General features: G+C 67.5%; 17 protein-coding genes and 1 pseudogene. 11 read left to right on the top strand and 7 right to left on the bottom strand.

Going from position 1 to position 20,722, the window contains the following annotated elements; all coding sequences use genetic code 11:
* From ACFFNX_RS30710 to carB, 7 genes and pseudogenes are all read right to left on the bottom strand, one after another.
* The coding region (locus ACFFNX_RS30710; RefSeq protein WP_378209362.1) for a flavin reductase family protein at nt 1–403 on the bottom strand (403 nt) is incomplete at its 3' end.
* A 63-nt stretch (nt 404–466) separates the two neighbouring features.
* Nucleotides 467–3,271, bottom strand: a complete 2,805-nt coding sequence (locus ACFFNX_RS30705; protein WP_378209361.1) for an ATP-binding protein — start codon at nt 3,269–3,271, stop codon at nt 467–469.
* Between the two features lie 67 nt (nt 3,272–3,338).
* Nucleotides 3,339–4,619 (bottom strand): cation:proton antiporter, encoded by a 1,281-nt coding sequence (locus ACFFNX_RS30700; RefSeq protein ID WP_378209360.1) that lies wholly within the window; start codon nt 4,617–4,619, stop codon nt 3,339–3,341.
* A 57-nt stretch (nt 4,620–4,676) separates the two neighbouring features.
* Entirely contained in the window at nt 4,677–6,113 is a 1,437-nt protein-coding gene (locus ACFFNX_RS30695) for an acyl-CoA carboxylase subunit beta (protein WP_446678534.1), read from the bottom strand.
* A 168-nt stretch (nt 6,114–6,281) separates the two neighbouring features.
* Nucleotides 6,282–6,887: a LuxR C-terminal-related transcriptional regulator gene (locus ACFFNX_RS30690; RefSeq protein WP_378209359.1), complete on the bottom strand. Its 606-nt coding sequence runs from the start codon at nt 6,885–6,887 to the stop codon at nt 6,282–6,284.
* Between the two features lie 754 nt (nt 6,888–7,641).
* Complete coding sequence (locus tag ACFFNX_RS30685) at nt 7,642–8,109, bottom strand: hypothetical protein (protein ID WP_378209358.1); 468 nt, start codon at nt 8,107–8,109, stop codon at nt 7,642–7,644.
* Between the two features lie 613 nt (nt 8,110–8,722).
* Nucleotides 8,723–12,059: pseudogene (carB, locus tag ACFFNX_RS30680) on the bottom strand (carbamoyl-phosphate synthase large subunit).
* Between the two features lie 70 nt (nt 12,060–12,129).
* Between carB and ACFFNX_RS30675 the strand changes: the two are divergent.
* The 11 genes from ACFFNX_RS30675 to ACFFNX_RS30625 all read left to right on the top strand — a co-directional run.
* Entirely contained in the window at nt 12,130–12,258 is a 129-nt protein-coding gene (locus ACFFNX_RS30675; protein WP_378209357.1) for a hypothetical protein, read from the top strand.
* 901 nt (nt 12,259–13,159) lie between these two features.
* Nucleotides 13,160–14,092, top strand: a complete 933-nt coding sequence (locus ACFFNX_RS30670) for a hypothetical protein (protein WP_378209356.1) — start codon at nt 13,160–13,162, stop codon at nt 14,090–14,092.
* A gap of 90 nt (nt 14,093–14,182) precedes the next feature.
* The gene (locus ACFFNX_RS30665) at nt 14,183–15,007 is read left to right on the top strand and encodes a diiron oxygenase (protein WP_378209355.1); all 825 of its coding nucleotides are present in this window, start codon (nt 14,183–14,185) and stop codon (nt 15,005–15,007) included.
* Nucleotides 15,004–15,252, top strand: a complete 249-nt coding sequence (locus tag ACFFNX_RS30660) for an acyl carrier protein (RefSeq protein ID WP_378209354.1) — start codon at nt 15,004–15,006, stop codon at nt 15,250–15,252. Before ACFFNX_RS30665 ends, ACFFNX_RS30660 begins: the two co-directional genes overlap by 4 nt.
* The gene (locus ACFFNX_RS30655; RefSeq protein ID WP_378209353.1) at nt 15,249–16,076 is read left to right on the top strand and encodes a class-II aminoacyl-tRNA synthetase family protein; all 828 of its coding nucleotides are present in this window, start codon (nt 15,249–15,251) and stop codon (nt 16,074–16,076) included. The genes ACFFNX_RS30660 and ACFFNX_RS30655 overlap by 4 nt, the downstream gene beginning before the upstream one ends.
* Nucleotides 16,076–17,065, top strand: a complete 990-nt coding sequence (locus ACFFNX_RS30650) for an NAD(P)H-dependent flavin oxidoreductase (protein ID WP_378209352.1) — start codon at nt 16,076–16,078, stop codon at nt 17,063–17,065. The genes ACFFNX_RS30655 and ACFFNX_RS30650 overlap by 1 nt, the downstream gene beginning before the upstream one ends.
* Before the next feature lie 30 nt (nt 17,066–17,095).
* On the top strand, nt 17,096–17,935 hold the full coding sequence (locus tag ACFFNX_RS30645; protein ID WP_378209351.1) for an alpha/beta fold hydrolase: 840 nt from the start codon (nt 17,096–17,098) through the stop codon (nt 17,933–17,935).
* Nucleotides 17,928–18,182, top strand: a complete 255-nt coding sequence (locus ACFFNX_RS30640) for a phosphopantetheine-binding protein (protein WP_378209350.1) — start codon at nt 17,928–17,930, stop codon at nt 18,180–18,182. Before ACFFNX_RS30645 ends, ACFFNX_RS30640 begins: the two co-directional genes overlap by 8 nt.
* 6 nt (nt 18,183–18,188) lie before the next feature.
* Nucleotides 18,189–18,746: a 4'-phosphopantetheinyl transferase superfamily protein gene (locus ACFFNX_RS30635; RefSeq protein WP_378209349.1), complete on the top strand. Its 558-nt coding sequence runs from the start codon at nt 18,189–18,191 to the stop codon at nt 18,744–18,746.
* A gap of 149 nt (nt 18,747–18,895) precedes the next feature.
* On the top strand, nt 18,896–20,416 hold the full coding sequence (locus ACFFNX_RS30630; RefSeq protein WP_378209348.1) for an NsdA family TPR-like regulatory protein: 1,521 nt from the start codon (nt 18,896–18,898) through the stop codon (nt 20,414–20,416).
* Nucleotides 20,417–20,502: 86 nt separating this feature from the next.
* On the top strand, nt 20,503–20,722 hold a 220-nt coding region (locus ACFFNX_RS30625; protein WP_378209347.1), incomplete at its 3' end, for a hypothetical protein.

The raw sequence follows: 20,722 nt of genomic DNA, 5'->3' as shown, positions 1-20,722 counted from the left end.
GCACGCGGAACACCACGATGTCGTGGTCACCGGACCGGAACTGCTGCTCGATCGTGCAGTCGAACCACGCGGCGGCGCCCTCGATGAGCACGCAGCCCTCCCGGCCCGAACGCCACGCGACACCGGCGAAGCGGTCGCCGCCGCGCGCGCCGAGCCGCCGCCCGACGTCCTCCTGGTGGGCGCCGAGCACACTGATCCCGATGCGCGGCAGGTCGCGCAGCACCGGCCAGGTCGTCGAGGTGTGCGCCACGCATACCGACACGAGCGGCGGCTCCAGGGAAACCGGCACGAAGGAGCTCGCGGCGATGCCGACCGGCCGGCGCGCGACGAGGCCCGCGACCGCCGTCACGCCCGTCGGGTAGGCGCCGTAGACGCGGCGCAGTTCCAGTTCCACGGCGGTCATACCGAAAACCTCTCCCGCCTGCCCCAGGCATGTGTCCTTCATGACAGAGCACCCGGCCGAGATCTACTGGACCGCCTCGCCCAGGCGTGACGGCAGCTCGGTACGCCGCCGGATCGCGAGTTTTCGGTAGACGCGGGTGAGGTGCTGCTCCACGGTGCTGACCGTGATGAACAGTTTCCGGGCGATCTGCTCGTTCGTGGAGCCTCGGGCGGCCAGTTCCGCGACCCGCAGCTCCGCCTTGCTGAGCTGGGGGGCGGGCCAGTGGCGCTCGCTCATGCTCTCCGCGGGTGGGCCGTCCTCGAAGACGGCGGCGAGCGACTCCTGCAGGGGCGCGGCGTGGCATCGCTCCGCCAGCGCCCGCGCCTTGTGCGCCCTCGCCCGCGCCTGGCCGCGATCCCCGAGCGCCTTGCAGGCATGGCTCAGATCCGTCAGCGCGTAGGCCAGCCCCAGCGAGTCACCGCGGCTTTCGAAGATGTCCGCCGCCTCCAGCAGCACGGGCCGGCGTTCCTCGAGGTCGAGCGTTGCCGCATGGACGCGGTAGGTCATCCCGTGGGTGCGCGACCGCCCCGGCGGCAGCAGCGCCATCTGCTCCGCGATCAGCTCCCTGGCCTGCGGGAGGAGCCCCTTGCAGAGATACGCCTGGGCGGCGTCCGTACGCCAGGGCACCGCGGCCGGGCAGTCGACGTCCCAGACCTGCATGAGATGCCCGCACGCCAGAAAGTCCTGGAGAGCGGCGTCGTAGCGGCCGGTCGCGAGATGAAAATGCCCTCGCGCGTTGAGGTAGTGTAATCCGCCCAGAGTTTCAAAGGCCGCGTCGGGCACCGGAAACTCGAGATAGCTCTCGGCGTCCTTGTAGCGTCCCATTGCCGTGATGGCGAGCACGAGGAATGCCAGTGGCACCGCGAGAGCCGCTCCCCAGCTCTCCGGCGACATCAGCGTGAGTGCCTCCTGCGCCTGCTGCTCGGCATTCGCGAGATCACCGAGACGGTAGTCCACTGCCGCGCGCGCCGAGATGAACATGGCCTTCCATACGGTTCCGTGCTTCTCGCCCGCACCCGAAAGGAGAGAATCACACCATACTGACGCCTTGTCGAGCTGGTCGGAATAGAGGAGCGTCGCCAGTGCCGCCATCGATGACGCAGGGCTCGCGACACCGGCCCGTGCCTCCCTGAGGGCCAGTTCGGCGGCGTGAACGGCACTGGCCTCGTGGCCGTTTCCGAGGACGGCGCCAAGCGCCGCCACCGCCCGGTGCTCCGGGGCCGAGGTGGGCGCCATGACGTTCAAGGGGGCCGTGTCGACACGGCCCACCCCGGACGCGATTCCGGGATAGGCGAGAGGAAGCCACAGGCACATTTTGTCGACGTACGATACGGTGCGCTTCGTCACCTGCCCACCAGAGCCGTCGCGCAGGAGCGCCAATATGCTCGTCGCCTGGGCGACCTCCCCGTGCCAGAGCAGGTTCATGACGACCTGGACCGATTGCTGAACGGCGAGATAGCCGTTCTTGATGGCAGCGACCAGGTCGGGGAGGTAACGCTTGGCCGCGCAGGGATTGTGATGCCACAGGACATCGGTCAGTTTGGCGGAGATACCGGCCTGTTCTCGCCTGTCCGCACAGGTGTGATACGCCTTTCTCAGGTAGCCGATGGCCGCTTCCCGGTTCCCCTCGACCAGAGCCTGGTCCGCCGCTTCGCGGAGCACCCTGTTCGCCCACGGGAACTTCTCCTCGACGAGCATCAGATGCTCGGCGATCGCCAGAGCGGGAGCGCCCTCGTCATGCAGGAGCCGGGCGGCTCGTGAGTGCATGGCGTGCCAGACGCCCGGCGGGATGCTGCCGATCACGGCCTTGCGCACGCTGGGCTGCCCGAGAAAGCCGGGATCCAGCAGGCCTCCGAGCCCGGCGGACGTCACCACCTGCCGGACGGACTCCGGGGCCGTGTCGCAGAAACGCGCCACGACCGGGAGTGACCCGCATGCCCCCAGAATGGCGATCACCTGCGCGAGCTCGAGCATGACGGGATCGGATCGGTAGAGGCAGCTCAGGACGGCGCGGCCGAAGGCCGGGCCGGCGACGGGCCGCCCGTGCTCATCCGGGCCGGTGCCGGCCTCATGAGTCCCGCCGGCGGTCGTGTGGTCCTCGGCGAGAGCATGCACCAGCAACGGCTTTCCGCCGCTCAGGCACCGGTATTCCGATGCGAGCCGGCCTGCCGTCTCAAGGCCCATGTAGTCGCCGAGGACGGCCGCGACGCCCGTCAGAGACAGCGGGTTCAGCGGCATCTGGCAGCAGTTCGGCATCCGCAGCATCTCGGCCTGGATGATTCGCTGGACGCTGTTCCTTCCCAGGTCCCGGCAGTAGCTGAACATGAACAGTATCGGGGCATTGCTCATCCGGCGCATGAGCGCCAGCAGGTATTGGAGCGATTCAACGTCCATAAAATGCGCGTCGTCGACACAGACGACGAGCGTCTGGCTACTGGTCAGGTGCTGGAACGCGCTGTGGAGCAGATTAAGGATGGGCAATGATATTTGCCGGAGGGCTCTGGACTCGTCGACGCGCGCGACCGAGTCGCACACGCCTTCGAGCAGCGCACGGATCTCCCTCTCCGCGCTCGGCGAGGAAAGCCGGCGGCCTCTGAGCATCTGGTCGATGATCCCGAGCGGATGATGGCTCTCGAAGCTGGATGCGGTGGCCTCGAGCACCGTCGCGCCGGCGTCGGCGGCATCTTGCGCGAACGAGCGCAGCAGGGCTGTTTTGCCGCTTGCGATCGGGCCGCTGATCGCGACTACGCGACCGCGACCCGCGGTACATTCACTGAAGACCGTGGCAAGAATCTTCTCTTCCTCATCGCGTTCTGCCAGTTTCTCCATTACATCTCACAATCTCGCAATGTTACGGGAAACCTCGTATACGAAATGGCCCGATGGAAGGTCTGGTCTAGTCCAGTACTCCCGGCTCGGTGAGAGAACCGCTTTCCTGCGGCACTGACGGCCTTTTGTCGATACGGCCGATCGCGGAGATGAGGGGCCCTGTCATGATGGTCGTGACCAAGGCCATGAGGACAAGGATCGTGAACAGCCGGTCGGTGATGATGCCTGCGTTCAGCCCCACGTTGAGCGCGATGAGTTCGGTCAGGCCTCTGGTGTTCACCAGCACGGCGACCGTGGCCGACTGGCGCGCGTCGAGACCGCCGAGGCGCGCCATCACATAGCCCGGACCGATCTTGCCGAACATCGCACAGGCAACGATCACGACGAGCAGGGCGACATCGCCGCCGTTCAGCGCACTGATGTTGGTCGTCAGCCCCGTGACCACGAAGAACAGCGGCAGGAGCAGTCCCCCGGCGATCTCCATGGAGCGCAGCACGTCCGCGTCCGGGGCCTCCTCCCGCCCCGGCATGACCAGTCCGGCGATGAAGGCACCGAATATCGGGTGCAGACCGAGCGACGCGGTGACCCACGCGCCCGCGGCCGCGAGCACGAGCGCGGCGGGCGCCTGGCTCGACACCAAGGCCCCTGGGCGCCGGATCCACCACTTCAACGCCGGGCGGACCACGAAGATCATCACCGCCACGAAGCCGGCGATGAACAGTACGGTCTCCGGCCAGGGCCTTGCCCCGGCCGCCTCGGTGCCGATCAGCGCGAAGGCCAGGACGAGCCAGGCGGACACGTCCATGAACCCGGCCGCCGCCGTCGCGACGACGCCCACCGTCGTCCCGGCGATCCCCCGTTCCCGCACGATCGCCGCGAGCACCGGGAGGGCGGTGATGGAGATCGCCACGCCGATGAAGAGCACGAAGGACCGGCCGCCGGCGTGCTGTTCCCCGATGGCGCTGAACGCATGCCGGGCCCCCATCGCGACGCCTGAGCCGAGGGCCAGCGGAACGAGCAGCGCGCCGGTTGCGATCAGCGAGGCCGACCGGCCGTTTCTGCGCATGGACCGGAAATCGATCTCATAGCCCACACTGAACATGAAGATCACGACGGCGAGCTGCGATATGACGGAGATGAAGGGCACGGCCTCGTGAGTGAAGAGGCGGCCGGTCAAGTGCCCCGGGAACCTTCCGAGCAGGCTCGGTCCCAGAAGGATGCCCGCGACTATCTGGCCGACGACGGTCGGCTGACCGATCCGGCGGGCGACGGCGCCTAACAGCCACGCCGCTCCAAGGACAAGGGCGACATCGCCGATGACGTCAGCTGTCACCGCGTCCAGGTTCATTTAGGGCTCCATTCGCAGCGCGAACTCGACGGCGGGCTTGGCGATCGCTCTTCGCGGTCAGAGCGGGATGTTGCCGTGGCTCCCCCGGCCGGCGAGCCCGCTCTCCTGACGGGCCGCGAACACCTCCAGCATTCGGCGGCGGCTCAGGGACGGATCGATGACCTCATCGATCAGGCCCAGCACGATGCCGTGGCCGAGGTCGCGGTTCGCCTGCCGATGTCGTTCGATCAGGCGAGCGCGCATCGCCTCACGCTCGTCCTCCGGTAAGGCCGCGATCTTCTTCCAGTGGAGGACGCGGACCGCCGACTCCGCCCCCATCACCCCGACCTCCGCGTCCGGCCAGGTGAAGATCGCCGTGGCCCCCAGGGCACGGGAGTTCATCGCGATGAAGGCCCCGCCGTAGGATTTCCGCGTCACCAATGTCACGCGCGGCACCCGCGCCTCGGCGAACGCGTACAGGAGTTTCGCGCCGCGTCGCACGACGCCGCTCCATTCCTGCCCGACGCCCGGCAGGTAGCCGGGTACGTCGACGAGCACGATCAGCGGGATTCCCGCGCAGTCGCACATCCGCACGAAACGCGCCGACTTCTCCGCGCTCAGCGAGTCCAGGCATCCCCCTTTGCGAAGAGGGTTGTTGGCGATGACCCCGACCGTGCCTCCGCCCAGCCGGCCCAGACCGATCACCACGTTGGCCGCCCACTTCGGCTGCAACTCGAGGAAGTCGCCGTCGTCGACGATCTCGCGCACCAGCGGGCGCACGTCATACGCTCGGCGGGACGACTCGGGCAGCAACGCCCGCAGATCCCTGGGCGGTCCCGCCGCGCTCGCCCGGAACGTTCCCGGCCGGCCGAGAAGACCGGCGAGCCGGCGCGCCGTGTCGTACGCGTCGGCCTCGGACTCGGCCGTCACGTGGGCCACTCCGGACCTGCGGCCGTGCGCCTCGGCGCCGCCCAGGCCCGCCATGTCGATCTTCTCTCCGGTGACGCTCGACACGACCTCCGGGCCGGTGACGAAGATCCGCCCGGCCGGCGCCATGATCACCAGATCGGTGAGGGCCGGTCCGTACGCGGCTCCGCCCGCAGCCGGGCCGAGCACGACGGAGATCTGCGGTACGACGCCGGAGGCGCTGATCATCGCCGCGAAGATCTGCCCGATCCCGTGCATCGACTCGATGCCGTCGCCGATCTTCGCGCCGCCGGAGTGCCACAGGCCGATGACCGGGCAACCGTCGCTCGCGGCGAGGTCGATCGCCTCGGCGATCCGCACGCACTCCGCCAGGCCCAGCGCGCCGCCCCGTCGCGTGGCGTCGGTGCAGAAGGCGATGACCTTCAGTCCGTCGATCTGGCCGCGCACGGTCGTCGCCGCGATCTCGTCCGGCTCGTGCAGCATCACCGAGGATCCGGGGTCCAGCAGGAGGGCGAGCCGGTTGAGCGGAGTGCGGGGATCGACATCGCGTCTGGGTGGTGTGGGCATGGACGTGATGGAGGAATTCACCACTTGTTTCCTTGCTGTTTCCGATCGTTGAGTCCGGCCGCGTGGGCAGAGGATGTCCGGGGCGTTGGGAAGCGCCTGCCTGCGCCGGGGTGGACGGCACACCGCATTCCCATCCGTGCCCGCACTCTGAAAGAGCCGCGCCCCTTCATCGGGTACGCGGTCCGAAATTCAGATCCAGTGCGAGTCCCGGGCAATCCCCAACGCATCAATTCGATTGCGTGCGCCCAGTTTCGTCACCGCGGACGAAAGGTAGTTGCGCACGGTCCCCTCGGAGAGGTGTAACTGTGCCGCGATCTCGACCACCGTGTCGCCTTGGGAGAGATGCTCGAGCACGGAGAGCTGCCGTAAGGTCAACGGGCAGCCTTCGTTGCCCAGCGCGGCGACCGTCAACTCCGCGTCGAAGACCCTTTCACCCTGATGCACCCGGTGGATGGCCTCGAAGAAGCGGTCCGGGGACACACTTCGCTGCACCATACCGTGGATCCCGCCGGTGAAGGCCTGGCGTACGATCGAACGAGTGAACGCCGCAGCGAGCAGCAGGATCCGGCAGCCCGGAATTCCGGTGATCTTCTCGGCGATCGTGATCGCACCGTTGTCCGCGCCGTCGAAGCTGATGATCACTACGTCCGGCCGACGTATCTCGGCGAACTCCAGGGCGTCAAGGCCCTCATCCACCGCTCCCACGACTCGGATTTCCCCGCACTGCTCAAGCAGTGCGGTGAGCGCGAGACGGGACAGACATAGTCCGTCGGACACCATTACTTCAATTCCCATTTGATCCCCCTACGGAATCCCTTCTATTAGGACCCCGTCATTCGACGGCGAACGTACGACTCACATCCCGATGATGTAATGCCGCTTGACATAGGTTGATCTTGACTTGCCCGGCGTATCGTTATGACGGGTGTCGGGCGCGATGGCCACACACCCGGGCGCTCTCGGCCGGTGAGGGAGACTTCGCGCAGGCCGCGGGGCCGGTGGCGACGGAGGGCGCGCCTGGACCATTCCTCGGGCTGGGCGAAAGGTACTTCTGGGCGGGCCGGAGGCGGTTCGGACGTGCCGGCCGGCGCCTTCATCCGGCGGCATCCTCGAAGTCCAGGACCTCGACGGTCACCCGCTGCTAAACTAATTAAAAATCAGGAGAATGCGGAGGGCATGAAAGCCGTCACACATGCCTGACGACCTGCGGCGTAACGCTGTTTCCGCAGGTCGTTCCGGAGTTCGATGATGGATGCGTTGTTCGAGGTCGGATCGCAGCTTCCTCAGTTCGACGAATCCTTGCTCCTGTCACCGATGAGGAGCATGAGCTCGTCAAGATCGTACAATGCCTTCCGCGGCGTACCGAAGCGTCTTATCTTTCCGCGACTGGCCCACTTCCTGATGGTCGCCGCAGTTACTCCAGCGGCCAGAGCCGCGAGTCCGGTGGGAACAAGCCGGGGGCCGGGCCCCGTGGTCTCCCCCATGCAGATATCCTCCTGTCAACGGGTCTCCGGCCTCGCCGCCGGGTCGCGGCAGGGAATGACATGACTCATCGCGCACCCTGAAGCTGCCGATAGAGATGCAGCCACTGATCGGCCTGCCATGCATGTCCCGCCCCGCAATGAACCTCGCATTTTCCGCTACCGGCCGAGTGCACCGCGAAAAGACGGGCATCACATCCCGGCCGCACGCACTGACCGATATCGAACTGCTTCGGGCCGGATTCGGTGATCTGCCGTAAGCGTACGGTGAGCGCGGCTACCTCTTCCTCGAAGTCACCGGCGGCAGGGTGCGCGAGAAGCCAATCTAAGTGTCTGATCAGAAACGGAGTCAATGAGTTGCAGTCGGGGCTCGCCGGCTTGCGCACCGAACACTCATCGGCCACCAGCGCCGACCAGGACCGGAGAAAGCCGAGTATCTCCGACCGGCCAGAGCTCGCATCCTCGTTGATCCGTATACCCGAAGCGCTGCGCACGCCCTTTATCCGCTGGAACGGACGCTGCGGTGACGGCAGCATCACCTGGGCTAAGCCGCTGTATATCCGTGGAAGCTCTCTGAGTTCGGCTTCTACCCGTGCGTAACAACTTCTACAGACTCGTAGATTATTTTTCTCGATGCGAAGTGTTTTCCGACCCCCGACGCACCGTTTCCCGATACAGAGTTCCGTCCTTCGCGCTGAGAAGCTCTCGAGCATGGCCCCAACCTTTATCCACCCGAAACCGGACACTCTAGGCGGAGAGTAGCGCAGCATCTTTCGGCAGCGCAAGGCCTAAACTCAGGAATGCCAGGCGGCAGTCACATCATGAAGACCCATACCTCTTAACCCTTCTAAACCTGGCTCTACCGGAACGGCCGCGAGGCCGACAGATTGCCGGAAGACACCAGGAAGGCTTCCGGAAAGCGAGGCGATCAAGTGCCCATCCGGCGATAGTAACGATTGGGCAAAACATGATGACCATGGCAGATTACGTTCGGTGATCCAGGACTCCGAGCCGTATACCGCTCACGAACACCAATTCGGTGACAGCACACGTGTTTGTCGACGTGCCCGCCGCCCCGATCCACCCCCGGCACCGCGCACTCTTTCTGCCATCTCTCGCAATATGCGACTACCGCAGGAGGTCATTCGATTACGCCCCGGGCCGGTCTCCCTCAGGAATGGCACGCCGCCGTCCCGCCAAGGCGGCGGCGTGCTGCTGCAGGGACCAGACGCCCACCTCACCGCGGATCGCGGCCTCGATGCCCTGCACCGCGGCGGCCAGCCCGGAGACCGTGGTAACGCACACCACACCACGCTGGACCGCGGCGGTGCGGATCTCGTAGCCCTCCAGCCGCGAATCGGACCGCCCCCGGGCGCCGAACGGCGTGTTCACGATCAGGTCGACCTCGCCCGCCAGAATCCGGGTCACCACCGTCGGCTCCCCGTCGGCGCCGGGACCGTCGCCGTGCTTGCGCACGACCTCGGCACGAACGCCGTTGCGCCGCAGCACCTGCGCGGTCTCCTCCGTCGCCCAGACCTCGAAGCCCAGGTCCGCGAGCCGCTTCACCGGGAAGATCATGGCGCGCTTGTCCCTGCCCTCGACGGAGACGAACACCCGTCCCGTGACCGGCAGCGTGCCGTACACCGCCGCCTGGGACTTCGCGTACGCGGTGCCGAACGTCGCGTCGATCCCCATCACCTCGCCGGTCGAACGCATCTCCGGCCCGAGCACGGTGTCGACGCCATGCCCGTCGACGTCCCGAAACCGCCCGAAGGGCAGCACCGCCTCCTTCACCGCCACCGGCGCGTCGTACGGGAGCTCCCCGCCGTCGCCCACGGCGGGCAGCAGGCCGGCCGTCCTCAGGTCCGCGATGGTCTCCCCCAACATGATCCGGGCCGCGGCCTTGGCCAGGGGCGTCCCGGTGGCCTTGGAGACGAACGGGATGGTGCGGGAGGCACGCGGGTTCGCCTCCAGCACGTACAGCACCCCGGCGGCGAGCGCGTACTGCACGTTGAGCGGGCCGCGGACGCCGACCCCCGCCGCGATCGCCTCGGTGGCGGCGCGGATCCGGTCGACGCCGTCCCGGCCCAGCGTGATCGGCGGCAGCGCGCAGGCGGAGTCGCCGGAGTGGATGCCGGCCTCCTCGATGTGCTCCATCACGCCGCCCAGGTACAGCTCGCGGCCGTCGTACAGCGCGTCCACGTCGATCTCGATCGCCTCGTCCAGGAACCGGTCGATCAGCACCGGATGCCCGGGAGACACCTCCGTCGCCTGAGAGACGTACGCGCGCAGCGCCCGAGCGTCGTACACGATCTCCATGCCACGGCCGCCGAGCACGTACGACGGCCGCACCAGCACCGGGTAGCCGATCTCTCCGGCGATCCGCACCGCCGCGTCCCCGGAGCGGGCGATCCCGTACCGGGGCGCGGTGAGTCCGGCCGCGGCCAGCACCGCCGCGAACTCCTCCCGGTCCTCGGCCAGGTGGATCGCTGCCGGCGGCGTGCCCGCCACCGGAACTCCGGCCGCCTCCAGGTCGCGCGCGAGGCGGCGTCTGCCCGCCGAGCTGCACGATCACCCCGGCGACCTCGCCGGTCTCCTGCTCGGCGTGCACGACCTCCAGCACGTCCTCCAGGGTGAGCGGCTCGAAGTAGAGCCGCCCGGAGGTGTCGTAGTCGGTCGAGACGGTCTCGGGATTGCAGTTGACCATCACGGTCTCATAGCCCGCCTCGGCCAGCGCGAACGATGCGTGCACGCAGGCATAGTCGAACTCGATGCCCTGGCCGATGCGGTTCGGCCCGGAGCCGAGGATGATGACCTTCGGACGCTCGCCGCCCGGCACCTCGGTCTCCTCGTCGTATGTCGAATACAGGTACGGGGTCCGAGCCGCGAACTCCGCGGCGCAGGTGTCCACCGCGTGGTACACCGGCCGGACCCCGAGCCTCCAGCGCAGCTCGCGGATCTCACGCTCGTCGCATTCGCGGACCTGCGCGATCTGCGCGTCGGAGAATCCCGCGGACTTCAGCCCCCGCAGCGTGGCACGGTCCAGTATTGGAACAGCCACGGCCCGTTCCGACATCTCATTGAGCTGCTGGATCTGCCGTAGAAACCACGGGTCCATGCCGGTCGCCTCGTGCACATCCGCCACACCGGCGCCGGCCAGCAGCGCCTGCTGCACCGTTCTCATTCGCCCGTCGTGCGGAGTACGGCAGCGGTCGAGCAACAAGTCCACGTCGGTTTCGGTCTGCTTGAAACTGAATGGACCCTGGTTACTCTCCAGCGAGCGCTGCGCCTTCTGCAACGCCTCGCCGAAAGACCGGCCGATCGCCATCGCCTCGCCCACCGACTTCATGTGGGTGGTGAGCGCGGGATCGGCGCCGGGAAACTTCTCGAACGCGAACCGCGGCATCTTCACGACCACGTGGTCGAGGGCCGGCTCGAATGACGCCGGTGTCTCGCCGGTGATGTCATTGGGTATCTCATCCAGCGTGTAACCGACCGCGAGTTTGGCGGCGATCTTCGCGATCGGAAAGCCGGTGGCCTTCGAGGCGAGTGCGGATGAGCGGCTCACCCGCGGGTTCATCTCGATCACCACCATCCGCCCGGTGCGCGGGTCGACGGCGAACTGGATGTTGCAACCGCCCGTGTCCACGCCGACCGCCCGGATGATGTCGATCGCGGTGTCGCGCATGTGCTGGTACTCGCGGTCGGTGAGCGTCATGGCGGGCGCGACCGTGACGCTGTCCCCGGTGTGCACGCCCATCGGGTCGACGTTCTCGATCGGGCACACCACCACCACGTTGTCGTGCCGGTCCCGCATCAGCTCCAGCTCGAACTCTTTCCAGCCGAGGACCGACTCCTCTAACAGCACCTCGTGCACCGGGCTGGCGTCCAGGCCGGCCCGGGCGATGCGACGCAGCTCGCCGGGGTCCCGGGCGATGCCGGAGCCGGAGCCGCCGAGCGTGAACGACGGCCGGACCACCACGGGGTACCCGAGTCCCCCGACGTCGTCGGCCGCGGCCAGGCAGTCGTCGAGAGAGCGGCAGACACGGCTGCGCGGCACCGCGCCGCCGAGGCCGGTGACGATCTCCTTGAACCGCTCCCGGTTCTCCCCCGCCCGGATCGCGTCGATGTTCGCGCCGATCAGCTCCACGTCGTGCTTACGGAGGATGCCCGCCTCATCCAGTTCCACCGCGGCGTTCAGTGCGGTCTGCCCGCCAAGGGTGGGCAGCAGCGCGTCCGGACGCTCGATCGCGATCACCTTCTCCAGGGTGTCGATCGTGATCGGCTCCACGTATGTGGCGTCCGCGAACTCGGGGTCGGTCATGATCGTCGCCGGGTTGGAGTTGACCAGGCCGACCCGGATGCCCTCGTTCCGGAGCACCCGGCAGGCCTGGGTGCCTGAATAGTCGAACTCACACCCCTGCCCGATCACGATCGGGCCGGATCCGATCACCAGAACCGAGGTGATGTCATCCCGCTTCGGCATGGGTCCCCCTGGTTCGCGATCCGGCGCGCCCGCTCGCCGGGCAGGTGCCATCCATAAGTGCACGGTCGAAATGGTCGACCCACGTCATGCGTACGGCTCGGTCACGCTCACCTCACGGGCCGGGCCGGTGAGGCTCTCCCGGCGACCGTCCGGTGTCGACCGCCGGTTCGCCGAACGCCTCGCCCTCGGCGCCGAATGAACGCTGAAGAACAAGGCATCGGACGTCGTAGTGGCGCGCCGTGTGATCCCGTACCGGCCGGCCGGGCCGGTGAGGAAGGGCCGAAAACGGCAGGAAGTCGTGGCCGCAATCGCGCTTGTTCGAGCCGAACACCCGCTGCGCCATCAGATAGGCGCCGAACCTGACAAGGTGCTTTAATTGACCGAACAGAATCAGCCGAATTTAGGCATACTTATGCCGTCGATTTAGTGTGACACAGCGATATGATCGTCGTCAAGGCCCGTCACCGCGAGAAAGATCTTGCTGAGTAGGGGCCTTTTTGATGCCGTCAGTATGAGAATCGTTACGTTGCGTGGCCGCAGACTTTGAGTGCCCCACCGACGACGGCTTGTTTATCTTTCGCGCCCAGATGATCTTCACAGAACGCTAGCAGCGCCCCACCGATCGCATCGCCTCTGCACCGAAAATGCGGAGGAACTTCGAATGCGCATGTTCCAATACCCGGCCACGGACCGACCCGTTGAGTACGGCCCTCCTCCGCCAATCGGACTCTCGGGCCTCCGCACGGCCCCGGCGTCACGCTTGGGGTGACCCGGACCACACGTGTCTCATTGTCACCAGAGGAAACATCGGCCGACGCCCGTGAGAAAGTACATTCACCCGATGAGGAATGCATGAGCACATATGTGAAAATAATCTATTTACCTGGCCCATCGGCTGGTACCGTCGGCCTCGTTCGTAGATGCAGGCTACGGACCAGTGGAATATACGCAATCAACTGGGTCGATCGCTGCGGGCATCCGACAACACTTCCCGTGGTGTCGCGGCGATGACAGGCGCCGAATCGTCGGCGCAGTCGTGCTGCCTGGGGAGATATACCGTGTCGCGCCAAGACGTAACCGCAAGTACACCCTGGGAAAAAGTGGCGGATTCCATCGAATTCATCCCCGCCCAGTATTCCAGTAAGACCCAGCCGGAATCCGTGGCACAGGAGATGCTGCGGTGCGACTCGGCGGATATCGACACGCTCGTCGAGGCGGGTCTTCCGCATGAGGATCGATCCGGGGTGCGCCATTTCGACCCGAATGATCTGTACAACCTCGGCATGTATTCCAACAGTTCGAGGACACAGCCGGAACTTGCGTTCCGCCTGCTCTTCCGCTTCGCCGGCCGTCCGGTGGACGACCTCTTGCGCGAGAAATTGTGGGACTTCCGGGTTCAGCTCGAATGCACCGACTGCGCCGGGGACGCACCCTGGCACCTTGAAGAACCGAATGTCGCCCGGTTCGGGGGACGCCTCGCCGAGGTGGCCGCGCCGACGACCGGCGCGGGGACGGCGGAGTACCGGGCGATGGTCACCACGACCGGCGCACGGACTCCCGTGGTCTCGCCCGAGCTGCGGCGGCTGACCCACGAGTACCTGGACGCCGGCTATCGCTGGCAGATGATCCCCGTCCCCATGCAGGCCGACTACCAGCTGGTGCACGCGCTGGGCGCGACGAGCTGCATCGCGGCGAGCCTGTTCCTGGCCGAGCAGTTCCGGGCGGCCGGATATCGGGCCGAGGCCAAACGAGGCTGGTTCTGCGGCGTGCTCGGCGGTGCCCTCGATCTGCCGCACGCGTGCGTGGAGGTCGAGGACGACGACGGTTCGCTGAAGACCGTCGACATCGCCAAGGCCCAGCTGGCCGCGCGGCTCTCGCCGAAGACCGGGGAGTTCCAAGAACTGTGCCTTGGGTCGATCTACAACAAGGTGATTCCGTCCACCGCTTCCGGCAATGCGCCCTTCGGCTATCACGAGTGCGGTTCACGGCTGCCGATCCAGGTACGGGCAGATATTCAGTCGGTGCGAAGCTAGATTCGCGAGCCACTCCGTGGGGAAAGACGGGAGAAAATGGCGGTACGTGAGATAGAGCCGATTCAGCTGGATACGAATCGGCTGGAGCAGATGGCCGAGTCCGGCTATTACAACCCGTACACGATCTTCGACTGGCCCGAGTCCATCGAGCCGGACAAGCCGTGGATGAGCGAGAGCCTGACCACTCTGGCGGGCACGCCGATGTGGGACGAGCTGACGCGCGAACAGCAGATCGCACTCACCAAGTACGAGGCGATCAATTTCTTCAGCCTCAACATCCACGGCATCCGCGAGTTGATGAGCGAAGTGGTGATGCGCATCCACGAGCGGACCTATGCGAACGTCTCGGAGTTCCTCCACCACTTCATCGGTGAGGAAAACGAGCACATGTGGTTCTTTGCGCAGTTCTGCCTGCGCTACGGCGGCAAGCTGTACCCGGCGCAGCCGACGTTGCAGGCCGATTCGGTGTCGCATCTGTCGCCGGTCGCCCGCGAGATGATCATATTCGCACGCATCCTGATCTTCGAGGAGATCGTCGACTACTACAACGCGCATATGGCCACCGATGAGTCGCTGCCGCCGATCGCCCGCGAGATCAACCGGGTGCACCACCAGGACGAGAGCCGGCATGTCGCGTTCGGCCGGATGGTCTTCACCAACCTGCTCGGGCAGGTGGCCAACCGCGATCCGGACGAGGTGCCGGTGGTCGCCGAGTACCTCGAGAACTATCTGCGGTACAGCATCGGCACGCTCTACAACCCGGCCGCCTACCGCGACGCGGGGATCCCGGACGCGCTGGCCCTGCGGCGGCGTGCGCTGGAGCACCCCGCCCGCGCGGAGGCGCACGACCAGATCCTCAAGCGGACGCGGAAGTTCCTGGACAAGGCGGGCGCGGGCAAGGATCTGATCAAGTGACGGCCGATCCGATGGAGGCCGTCCGCGAGTTCATCCTCGGCCGCAACCCCAAGCTCGGCGAGCTGGACGTCGAGATGGACTTGATCGACAGCCGGGCCATCAACTCGCTGGCGTTCGTCGAGTTCATCTTCCTGCTGGAGGAGCTGACCGGCGAGCCGATCGATCCGGAAGAGCTGGACCTGGACGACTTCCGCACCCTCAAGACGATCGAAGCACGATTCTTCACACAGAAGGCAACGCGATGACCACAGCGACCGACAACGGCTTGAAGGTTCTCGACGGCAGCCAGCTGCGTCTGTTGCGGTCGATCGATGCGGTGTTTCTGCGCTTCGCCGAAGGCTGGAACGCTCCGGAGTTCCGGTTCCCGTTCCTGATCCGGTGCCAGGATCTCGACACCTTCGACTACTTCGACAACTTCCCGCATCTGGGGCTGGCCGCCACCCGGCTCGATCCCCAGCGGCTCGGCACTCTGCTGACCGAGGCGGACCGGCCGCTGGACCGGGTTCCGGCCGACGTGATGGAACCGACCGCGCTCGCCCTGCCGTCGGCGGCGTGCTACGCGGTCTATCTCGATCTGGCCGGTTCGACGCTGCCCCTCGAGGGGACGATGCGGACCACCCTCGGCACGTGCTTCCGCAATGAGGACCACTACGACGGCCTGCAGCGGCTGCTCGGCTTCTCCATGCGGGAGATCGTCTTCATCGGGCCCGAGGACGGGGCCAAGCAGCACCTGCTCCGCGCCAAGGACGCCGTGACGACTCTGTGCACCGAACTCGGGCTGGACGTTCACCTCGAGGTCGCCACCGACCCGTTCTTCGACAAGAACGGCGCCAAGGCGAAGATGCAGCGGCTGTTCCCGGTGAAGGAGGAGTTCGTCGTGGGCGGCCTGGCCATCGGCTCGGTCAACTACCACCGGAACTTCTTCGGCGAGCGGTGCTCCATCCAGGCCGGCGACGACACGGCGCACACCAGCTGCCTCGCCTTCGGCGTGGAGCGATGGGTGCACACCCTGACGGAGAGGTTCGGCAGCGCCGACGCCGCACTGTCCGCGGTGGAGAGTCTGGGCTGATGCGCTCCACGCTGGCAGCGGTGCTCGGCATCGACGTGAGTCTGCTGCAGTCGGGCATGGGCGGTGTCGCGGGAGCGGAGTTGGCGTGCGCCGTGTCCAACGCCGGCGCGGCGGGCTGCGTGGGCGGCTACAAACTGGTCGGCGACGCGCTGTCGGCCATGCTCGCCCGCCTGATCGCGGGCACCGACCGGCCTGTCGGCGTGAACCTGATCCCGGAGGTGGTCGGGCCGGACGAGCTCGATCAGCAGGTGACGCAGGTGCTCGACGAGACGCCGCAGCACGTGCACCTGTCTCTGTTCGGCATGCCCGGCGACGCGGTGTTCGATCGGATCACCGCCGCGGGACGCCACCTCGTGGTCCAGGTAGGAACCGTGGAGGACGGCGTGCGGGCCGCCGGACTGGGCGCCGTCGTGGTGGCGCAGGGCATCGAGGCGGGCGGCCATCTCCTCGGCGAATCGACCCGGGACGAACTGGTCACCGCGCTGCGCGAGAAGCTCCCCGCCGCCTGCATCGTCGCCGCGGGCGGAATCGGATCGCCGGGCGAGGCCGGCCGGGCGCTCGCCGCCGGAGCCGACGGCGTGCTGCTCGGCACGGCCTTCGTGGTCGCGCGCGAATCGCGGGCCCACCCCTACTTCAAGGGAGCGGTGACCGCCGCCGGCGAAGCCGACACGGTGATCAGCGATGTCTACGAGATCGGGTGGCCGGGCCGGCGGCACCGCGTGCTGGAGACGGCCGTCACCCGCGACCCGGATCAGGCCAAGAACTTCATCGGCCGAACGGTGGTCGAGGGGAGGAAGTTCCTGGTGCCGCGGTTCAGCGCCGCGGTGCCGACCGACGCGACCAGCGGCCGGATCGAGGAGATGGCGATGTACTGCGGCCTGTCCTGCGGTGCCATTTCCGACGAACCGCCGGCGGCCTCCATCGTCGCCGAGTTCGCTCGCGTCCTTCCGGGCTCCGGAGTCGTCGAAACAGGGAAGGGACAGAGATAGATGGCAAGTTATCAAGAGAATTTCGCCCGGATGGATCTGAGCTACCGCGAGGACACGCCACGAATTCACACCCGGGAGGGCGTCGAGCTCTACTACGAGTCGCGCGGTGAAGGCAGCGTCATCACGGCTCTCAGCCACCTCGCCGCACCCGCTCCGGTCTGGCGGGGGTTCACCGGCGAACTCGCACGGCATTACCGCGTCCTGACCTATGACATGTGCAACCACGGCCGTTCATCGCGTGTCGAGAAAGAGCCGACCTGGGAAGAACATGCGGACGATCTGATCGGACTGCTCGACGCGCTGGAGATCGAGTCGACCTATCTGGTCGGCGCGTCGACCGCCACCGTCTTCGCCCGGGACATGGCGCTGTGGCACCCGGACCGGGTCAAGGGCATCGTGCTGGCGGGACCGGTCTTCGGCCCCCGTGGCATGCGGCGCCAGCGACAGATTCAGCGAAACTGGCTGCGGACGCTGGAAAGCCACGGCCCGGCGGCCGTGTTCGAGCATTTCTACCCCGAGATGTTCAGCTCGGAGATGAACGAGGCACTCGGCACGCCCGGTTACCTGGCCTTCCGCGAGGCCTTCATGGCGGTCTCCGACCCCGAGGAGCTCGCCAACAACCTCAGGAACGCCGCGAATGACCAGCACAGCCCCGAGTTGCCTCCTCGCATCGGCGCACCGGTGTTGATCATCGCCGGCGACGACGACATGCTGCTGAGCCCGACGGGCGCCAGGGAACTGGCCGGGCAGTTCCCGAACGGCACCTACGAGATCATGCCGAAGGCCGGCCACCAGCCCTTCTTCGACGACCCCGACAGCTTCCAGGCGATCATCCACAAATTCGTCAAGGACGTGGAATCGCGTGTCTGACGAGGCACTCGAGGTCCGGCGGCGCATTCGTGCGTTACTCGTCGATCTGTACGGCCATGATCGTCTTGTCGGCGCCGTGACCGACACCGTGTCACTCCGCCAGGCGGGGGTGTCCTCCACCGCGCTGGTCGGCCTGCTGGTGGCGATGGAGGACGCGTTCGGGTTCGAATGGGACGAGGACATCCGGCCGGAGGCGCTGCGCTCGATCGAGTCGCTGGCCGACCACGTCCTGTCACTGCGTAACTGAGGGCACATGGTGCCTGCCGGGCTGGAGGTCCCCACCGGCGCGTGGACCGAGTGGCGTCCGGTGCGCCGGCCGTACGGGCCTGTTCAACAGTTCGCGGCGGGCCGCCGGGCGGCCGCGGCGGCGCTGACGCCGGCCGGGGCGGCCGATCGGATCGTGCCCCGTGAGCCGGATGGCCGGCCGCGCTTCCCGCGGGGATTCGCCGGTTCGATCGCCCACACCGACCGCCTGGCGATCGCCGTGGTGGTCCCCGGCGCCGCGGCGGTCGGCGTCGATATCGAAAGCGCGGTCATCAGTCCTCGCGTGGCCGGATTCGTCCTGCGCGGGCAGGAGCGGCGAACGCTGCTCCCGCCCGCCGGGGCGTACACGCCGCGCGAGTTGTTCGCCGCCAAGGAGGCGGCCTTCAAGGCGCTGTACGGCACCGGAACCCTGGGTGAATTCCTGTTCTGGCGGATCGAGCTCGGCCGCTCCGACGACGGGCTGATCGCGTCCTACCGCAGCGTCTCGGTACCGGTGTGGGTCCACTCCGACGAAGGTCTTTCGCTCGCCATGGCGATACGCCGGTGAAATCCTCACTATTCACCGGCGTAGGTGAAATTCTCACTGTTCACGGCAATCGATGGGCTTGGTAACCTCCATTTTGACAGGTAGAAAAGTGCCGGTCTGCGCCTGACTCAGGCTGAGCGCGTATCAGGATTCCGTGCGGGAGAGGGCTTATGAACGCCTGCCTGGAGCAGGGCGGGTTCGCGAACCGCGCGGCGGTCGTAGGGGGTCTGGAGCGCGTCATGACGAGGCCCAAGGTGCCGAACAGGCTACTGCGAGGCCTGCTGGCTGAGGCCGGTTGGACCGAGGACTTCCTGGCCCGGCAGATCAACGCCGTGGCCGCCGAGTCCGGGGTCGCGATGCGGCTGGACCGGCGGTCGGTGACGCACTGGCTCGCCGGCCGACGTCCCCGATCGCCGGTTCCCGAGCTGATCGCCGAGGCGTTCTCCCGCGGGCTGCACCGCCCGGTCGATGCCTCCGACACGGGTCTGGGCACGCCGGCCGCGGGCGGGGAGCCGCAGCCGGGACGCGGGTCCCGCGCCGGTGCCGGCCGGTCGGCACTCGCCGACGGTGAGAGCTCCGCCCTTCCTCAGGACGTCACCTCCGTGTTGGCCGGCTTGGCGCAGTTCGACGAGGGCCGGCGCCGGATGCTGTCCGCCACCGCCTACCGCCTGGCCGCTCTCGCCGTGCCCGGGTGGGTGCAGGCCGCGGCCCGTGAGCCGGGGCTGGTGCCCTGGCCGGACGCGTCGTGCGCGCAGCGGCTGGAACCGGGGCAGGTGGCCACGGTCGAGCAGATGACGCGGGTGTTCTCCGACACCGACGACTCGTTCGGAGGCGGCCACGCACGCGCGGAGCTGTCCTGCTATCTCGCCTTCGACATCGCGCCCCGGCTGCGCGCCGCCGGAACCCCGGCGCTGCGGAGCAGACTCTTCTCCGCCACCACGCAACTCACCTATCTGGCCGCGTTCATGTGCTTCGACGATGAGTGCCACGGGCTGGCGCAGCACTACTACCGGGCCGCGCTGAAGCTGGCCGCCGAGAACAGCGACCCGGCCGGCTACGCGGTCACGCTGCGGGGCATGTCGGTTCAGGCGCGGCGCCTGGGTCACCTCCAGTACGCCGTCGACCTCGCCGAGACCGCGGCGACCATCAGCCGCAGCGCCGCCGACCCGGCGCGCCAGGCGTTCTTCCTGGGCCAGGTCGCCGTCGCCGCCGCCGCTGCCGGGAACCGACGTCACGCGCTGACCACGATCTCGGCCGCGGAACGGCGTCTGGACCGGGCCTGCTCCCCGGCCTCGGCGGACCCGAAGGTGCAGGGCGGCCCCGCCATGGGCCGGTACCATCCCGGGGCGCTGGCGCACCAGCAAGCGGCCGTACGGGCGCTGATGGGCGACAGGCGGGGGGCGATCACCACGCTCACCGAGGCCATCCGCCTCCGCCCGCCGTGGGAGCGCCGCTCCCGCGCCCTCATCCATGCCCGCCTCGCCGAGCTCCACCTGGACCAGGGCCAGCTCGAGCAGGCCGTCACCTTCTGGCACGCCTTCCTCGACGACTACCCCTTCCTGACGTGCCGGCGCGCCACCGCCGCGGTGAAGGTCCTGCGGTCCCGGCTCCACCCGCAGCGGGTCAATCCCGCCGTCAGGCAGCTGCTGGCCCGCACCACCACCTGGACCCTGGACACGGCGGCCTCGTGAGCGCCGCCCGCCTTCGGAGGACTCGTCCGGCGGTGGCCGAACCGTTCGGGCGGCACCACAGGTCAGCCACGCGGAGGTGAGCGATCATGAATCGTACGTTGCGGGTCGAGCGGTTTCCGGTCGGCGGGATCCGGCCGGGAGAGATCGTGGTGGCGACCGGCATCGCCCACCCTGAGCGAGGAACGGTCGGCTCCCCCGCGGCGGCGCTGCTGGCGGCGGCGTTGGAACGCGGCGAACCCGATCCGGGCCGCCGGCGGGTCCGGAGCGGTCCGGTCGCCGTGCCGGCGGAGGCCTCCGGCGCCGACC

Source organism: Actinoallomurus acaciae, assembly GCF_042429965.1.
GTDB lineage: Bacteria > Actinomycetota > Actinomycetes > Streptosporangiales > Streptosporangiaceae > Actinoallomurus > Actinoallomurus acaciae.
This window is presented reverse-complemented; position numbering and strand designations above follow the sequence as displayed.